The organism is Nitrososphaera sp. AFS (genome assembly GCF_009898475.1).
Taxonomy (GTDB): domain Archaea; phylum Thermoproteota; class Nitrososphaeria; order Nitrososphaerales; family Nitrososphaeraceae; genus Nitrosopolaris.
In genome coordinates, this window is sequence record NZ_QURE01000084.1 from 1 (window position 1) to 5764 (window position 5764).

General features: G+C 39.0%; 7 protein-coding genes. 3 read left to right on the top strand and 4 right to left on the bottom strand.

From position 1 onward, the window contains the following. The first annotated feature begins 112 nt into the window (after window positions 1–112). The gene (locus DYY65_RS08780) at window positions 113–658 is read left to right on the top strand and encodes a VOC family protein (RefSeq protein ID WP_201449424.1); all 546 of its coding nucleotides are present in this window, start codon (window positions 113–115) and stop codon (window positions 656–658) included. A gap of 553 nt (window positions 659–1211) precedes the next feature. On the opposite strand, the gene DYY65_RS08785 is transcribed toward DYY65_RS08780, so the two are convergent. Continuing rightward, on the bottom strand, window positions 1212–1484 hold the full coding sequence (locus tag DYY65_RS08785) for a hypothetical protein (protein WP_162477589.1): 273 nt from the start codon (window positions 1482–1484) through the stop codon (window positions 1212–1214). 310 nt (window positions 1485–1794) lie between these two features. Here DYY65_RS08785 and DYY65_RS08790 point away from each other — a divergent pair, with 310 nt between their 5' ends. Next, the gene (locus DYY65_RS08790) at window positions 1795–2679 is read left to right on the top strand and encodes a DUF2795 domain-containing protein (RefSeq protein WP_162477590.1); all 885 of its coding nucleotides are present in this window, start codon (window positions 1795–1797) and stop codon (window positions 2677–2679) included. Window positions 2680–2950: 271 nt separating this feature from the next. Continuing rightward, window positions 2951–3178 (top strand): hypothetical protein, encoded by a 228-nt coding sequence (locus DYY65_RS08795; protein WP_162477591.1) that lies wholly within the window; start codon window positions 2951–2953, stop codon window positions 3176–3178. A gap of 400 nt (window positions 3179–3578) precedes the next feature. Here the strand turns inward: DYY65_RS08795 and DYY65_RS08800 are convergent, their stop codons facing one another. The 3 genes from DYY65_RS08800 to DYY65_RS08810 all read right to left on the bottom strand — a co-directional run bounded on the left by DYY65_RS08800 (window position 3579) and on the right by DYY65_RS08810 (window position 5627). Beyond that, entirely contained in the window at window positions 3579–4097 is a 519-nt protein-coding gene (locus DYY65_RS08800; RefSeq protein WP_162477592.1) for a hypothetical protein, read from the bottom strand. Window positions 4098–4364: 267 nt separating this feature from the next. Further along, a complete protein-coding gene (locus tag DYY65_RS08805; protein ID WP_162477593.1) occupies window positions 4365–4943 on the bottom strand; it encodes an Lrp/AsnC family transcriptional regulator in 579 nt (192 codons plus the stop codon). 99 nt (window positions 4944–5042) lie between these two features. Beyond that, entirely contained in the window at window positions 5043–5627 is a 585-nt protein-coding gene (locus tag DYY65_RS08810; protein WP_162477594.1) for an MEDS domain-containing protein, read from the bottom strand. Window positions 5628–5764 lie beyond the last annotated feature (137 nt).

Genomic DNA, 5764 nt, shown 5'->3' on the forward strand with positions numbered 1-5764 from the left:
ATGCCATTTTGCTCGAATGGAACATGTTTGCATATGATACCATAATCAAATTGCAGACAACCAAGAAACGGTTGAATGATTAATAACTAGCGTCAAAATAAGAATATGGATTATGGATGACGCTATTATCGATTCAAAGCCAATTCCATCATCAATGCGATCGGTATATCCTAAGGTGATAAACCACATAGCGATAAGCGTGCCCGACTTGGATCAAGCTATAAAATGGTACAAAGAAGTGTTTGGATTTCAAGCAATAGCAGGACCGGTCAAATTTTTACCTGATAATTCTGTAATTGGCAAAGCTGTAAGCGATATTCACGGTCCAGATTTGAAACAAATGCGAACGGCTTGGCTGAGTTCAGGCAATCAAATCGGATTTGAGATCTTTGAATTCATTGAACCAAAGGCAGAAAGGCGTCAGCAGAACTTTGAGTATTGGAAATCTGGATTTACACACATTTGCATAACAGATCCAAATATTGAAGACCTATGCAAAAGAATTTCGGAAACTGGCGGGAGACAACGCAGCAATGTCTGGGAGATTGTTCCAGATAAAGGCTACAAGATAGTATTCTGCGAAGATCCATTCGGCAACATCATAGAGATCTATAGCAATGGATATGAGCAGACAATCACTTCTTTGATACAAGATTAGATTTTTCAATAGCGTATCTTTGCGTACATCACAAAGAGCTTTAACCGGGTTGGAATTATTGCTGCTCCAATGTAAGGTGAATAATAACCACTGTGCACGTTCTGTAAGCCACAGGATTATGCAAGCAGACTGCAGCCAGTTCTTAGGGGTTACAAGATCCCGGCTGCAGATCTGTTTGTATGGCAGACTCGTAAAGGCCGTTATTGTGTACACTACATACTATAAGTAGATCAAAGTTTACAGAAATCTACCAAATGAAATTCTAAGCTCGAATATCAATACCTATGCCTATTATATAATCAATAAAGCAAATGAATACTAAAAAAAGGAATGTGTATGTACGAAAGACATAACTGTAACTCAATGGACACATAATCTGAGCGAAATAACATATAGACCGCAGCCTGTATCGGTCAAGTGCAGCCCACATGAATTCCGGTCTACCTAACTGTTTTGCTTAATATAGCATTTTGGAAACCTTCAAGTGCAAGTTGAGATGTCATTAGTAGAAAGAAAAGTAAAAGAACTAAGATATACAGCTTATGACAACGTACTATTTAATTTCTTTCTCATTGGGCTCCCAAAGAGCACATATTCCATGTGGCGCTATAACGCCAGAGGTATGACCATTTACATCTTCACCCTCATCAGTAACAATTGCACAATGATTTGGCTTTATGAAGTATATACAATTGTAGCAAAAATATCCGGTATGATGATCAGAGTCACTAAACTGCTCCATTTCCATATATCTGGCGGTGACCTTTCCCAACTTCTTCAGCTTAGTTGCTTCCTGTGGAATTGTCTGAGTTGTTTCTCTTGACATATGAGAGCCCTTTACACAACAATATAGATATAGGTTGTCTCATAGACAGATTCAAGGCTTTAGGCTCTAAATTAACTCCCTTGTCACTTCTCCAATGGGTAGAATAGAATAGGTATGGTTTCGTCCAAATATTATTTGAGGAAAAAGGGCTTAGAAATGTATTGAAGATGTTTGATGATTGCTCTTTTAAATGACAAATTAAATAGATCTCCTGCTTTGGTTCACAGTATAAAGTGTCAAATACAGCAAAGAATGGTTCTCTTATGCGATATATTAAACCATTATCAAAGATAGCGTCCAATGAGATACGATGAATCGAGATATTTCCAAGGATAGCGTTCGTGCGGTTAAACATAGGCCAACTTATGATTCAGAAGCGTTGAATCGTGCCATGGAGACGGCCATATCTGATGAAAATTTTCTTAACAAAAGTATTAATTTACTCAGAGGATTAAAATTTCCAGCATTAAAAGGTGATATCATTAATCACGTCAAGAAGTCTACGAATGATCCTGACATGGTCTCTTTGTTTCAAAACCTAGATGGGTATATTCAATTCAAGGACCAATACCATATTCGAAAGGCAATAGTGGAAAATGACCCAAAGAAAAAGACAGCAAATCAAATAACGGATGAAACTCGAGAAAATCCAGTACATACTCAATCAGCTCGTCGTACGGGAGGCAGTAGCATTAAGGCTTCACAAGCAGTCAATATATCAGAGGAAAGGAGGGATTTTCCTGAAGTGAATCCATCTGCAAGGACAGAATTTGTATGCCAAAACTGTGGTAAGTCGTTCCATGCACCTGATGACTTGGCCATTCATAAACGGTTTGAGGAGGGGGTACAACAAGAAAGAAAAATTAGTCAAAAGAGCAGAATAGAGAGACAAAGAACTGTGCATATGCACTCAGAAGAAACACGATCGGCTGCAGTTAGTAAAAAAGAGGCGGCAGAGAATCAAGCTTTAGATACGAATTCAGCTGTCGCGATGGAAAATTTGCTTGAAGGGTTGGACTTCCCAGCAGAAAAGGAGGAAATTATTGGTCATATTAAAAAGAACCCCAGAAGTAATAAAAGACAAAGCCGGGAAAATATCTTGAGTCTACTTCAACGTAACCTTAAAAACAATATTGAATATAATAGTGCATATGAAATAGAAAGAGCAACTAAGCTGGTTGTGAAGAGAAGTTAATACATTCTTCTCCAATATTGCCGCGTACAATCTGAATCTTCGAATTGCGATCTGAAGGATCTTGAGGTTTCCATTTTAATTGCTGACACGGCAATTACGTATATTACCGCACCATCAGATCGCACAGACACTAGATATGAGAGATGCTATGCTAGGAATGAATGCTGAGATTCAGAATCATTTGAAGGCGTTATAGAAAGATCATTATCATCCTTCGTGATCCCCAACAGCCTAAACCATAGTACGGTTGTCACTACTGGCCAAGTTTACAATGACAATTACTGCGATATTTTTGACCACAATTGTTGGGATAGTGGTTCTGCTCGCAGCGTGCACAATAGCGCAAGCAATGGCTCAGTTATCAGGGCACAAGACTACCGTAGAGAATCCGGCTTGTCTGAATCTATTTGGACTTACAGGTAAATGTCCTCCATCAAAAACTGATGTAGATCTAGGAGTCAACATTAGTGGTTTTCAGATGGCACATAATGGGGGCTAAACTAGATGTGCCATATAACCTTATAAAGCCGTCCTAGAAACATTCAAATTATTAGTAGCTATTGGAGCGATACATCTCCTTACTTTATCCGGGCCTAAAAACAAAAAAGAGGTAACTCTTTAATTCATTCATTCACTTCGGTTCACCTTTCCCTTAGTTTCTTCAAATGTTATCTGGGTGCGAATAGGAATTTGGCATTGTATGTTGTTTAAAGACTCTATCTGTTATATCATTACCTGAAATGAACGGATCGCTAAAACGCGGATCAGCCTTCATCCCAATAACTGTTACTTGAGTAGTCTTGAATAAATTGCTTGAGTATTCGGATCTGGAGCGCTAGGCCCATAACAGAGGCGGGATTCAAAAATCAACTTGGAGCTAGTTCATGTGAGAAAATTGATTATTTTTGTACCGAGGGTACCTTGGGAGTAGTGGCATTTGTTCCGCTCGTATTTGGCATGGTTGCATTATTAGCGGCATTAGTACTATTTTCTATTGCAGGTGGAAGATGCTTTGATTGCGTAGATATTCCGGTTGGAGATATCGGAGCTGTGGTGTTATCCTTATTGAAGGTGTTGGAAGTTACATTCTTGTAATTTATGTGAGGCGTTACTCCTGGAATGGTAGCGTTACCAATCATCGTAGTGGCGCTGCCTTTTGGTGAATTAACCTGTGCACGTACCGGGTCGCACCCATAGAAGCCTACAAAGATGCTCGTGTTTACATTATATCCTTCTATACCAAAGCCATGGCCGTTATAGAGTTCAACTTCATCTTGTGCAGTGGTAAAATGCAGTCTAACAAGATCTCCTTTATTTACCGAGATGACATTTGGCGTGTACTTCCACGATTGAACTGCGACTGCTATGTCTTTTAGGTGAGTACCAGTAGGCAGAGGGATAGTTGCCGCCTTTGGCATAACTGTGACGTCAAAGTCCTGTCAGGAATTGTAAAGAAGTATATCAACATTCAGGCTTGAATCCAACGTTAGAACATCTAAACTTTAGGGAGCATAACATTCTACTTCAAACACATTAATTATAGTTACTGATGAGAAGCTGAATCTGGTATTTAAAATAAAATTCTAGAATTATTGTGCGAATCGTATTGCACTACCACAATAATCTCGAGGTTATCAGATCCATCTTTAAATCCTAAGTTCTGTAAATGCTTAAAATCTCTTGTTTTAGACTGGGAACTTTGGCTTCGACCTCACAAAGAAGGCGCTCATAACGGCGTGACTATTGTCACCTATTACCTCAACAATTTCCGACCACTGTAAATGCGACACGAACGGCATTGATTTGATATTCTCCAATAAAGCATGCAATTCAGCAGTGTCATTATACATAATATGTGCGGCAACATTGTGTTCAGCATTAATTCTAGTAGAAACGCTCATAACGTTGCCCTTGAATCTCTTCAGAATTTGCTTGGCTACCTCTCTTGATTTTCCTTTCTCTACATTAATGACTACTTCCCCTACTTTACCTGAGATTGACCTTAGATTAATCTGATAGCTCTTGTTTAGAATATATTTTTCAATTCTTGCTCTTCTCCTTTGCAGTGAGGAGAGTGGAATCTCCAGCTTGGTCGAAAGAGAGGAGCTACTTGTGCCAGGATTCTTCACAAGCTCTTCAATTATTTTGAGATTGATATTATCAATTAGCCTTGACAGTCTTTGAGGCGTAGATTTGTCATCATAACCTTTTCTCGACGTCGGTTCTGAATTATTTGCTGTGTGAACCAGTCTCTTTGACACCATTTCTCAGTATGCATTCTATATGTGAGATCACTTATATTATTTGCGGTGATTTTGGCATATTATTTATTCTGACTGGGTTAGAGTGACGCCAAATGTCACTCATCTTACATTTTTGTACGCATAGGTGGCTATCAATCTAGCAAAAAAAGCCACTCCTGTCCAGAATTTACGTGCAAAAATCACCCCGTCATATAACTCTAAAAGGTCACTCATCCATTTACCGTAATCCCCATTTGGATCAGAAATAGTCGGTATAATGTTGCTGACGGGATATGTGCAAATCATCGTCCCTTGCAAAAGCTTCAGATCCTTTGCACGAAACTGCCGTTCCCACTCCAGATTGGATCGGATTTGATCTTGGGTGTTAATCTTGAAAATGCATCGGAGTACAAGCCTATCCGGTCGACCATCCTTTGTCCAAGGATGCAATGCAAATTGTGAGAGATTTTCCAATGTGGTTTGGGTAATATTTGAATATCCCGCAAGATTTGGAACTTGGTGTACTGACAGTAACTCATTTTTCATAAATTCCTCGGTGTTTATTCCGGCATCGGACATTTCCCGCTCCACTGCTTCGACGTTCTCTTCCGAAATGTAAACGCACCGTTCTTTATTTAATAGCCCATTTTTAAGAAACTCAAACAGGATAATCCTGGCATATTCTGTCTCTTCGTAAAAAAGCACAATGTGTTTTCCCCGTCTTACTTTTTTTACAAAAATTTAACGGCTGATCAAACATATTCATAGCTTGTTAACCTGAAAAGCCATTGTCTCCCGAGAATGATATCCTACTTAGAAGGTGATCAAAAATAGAACCAATG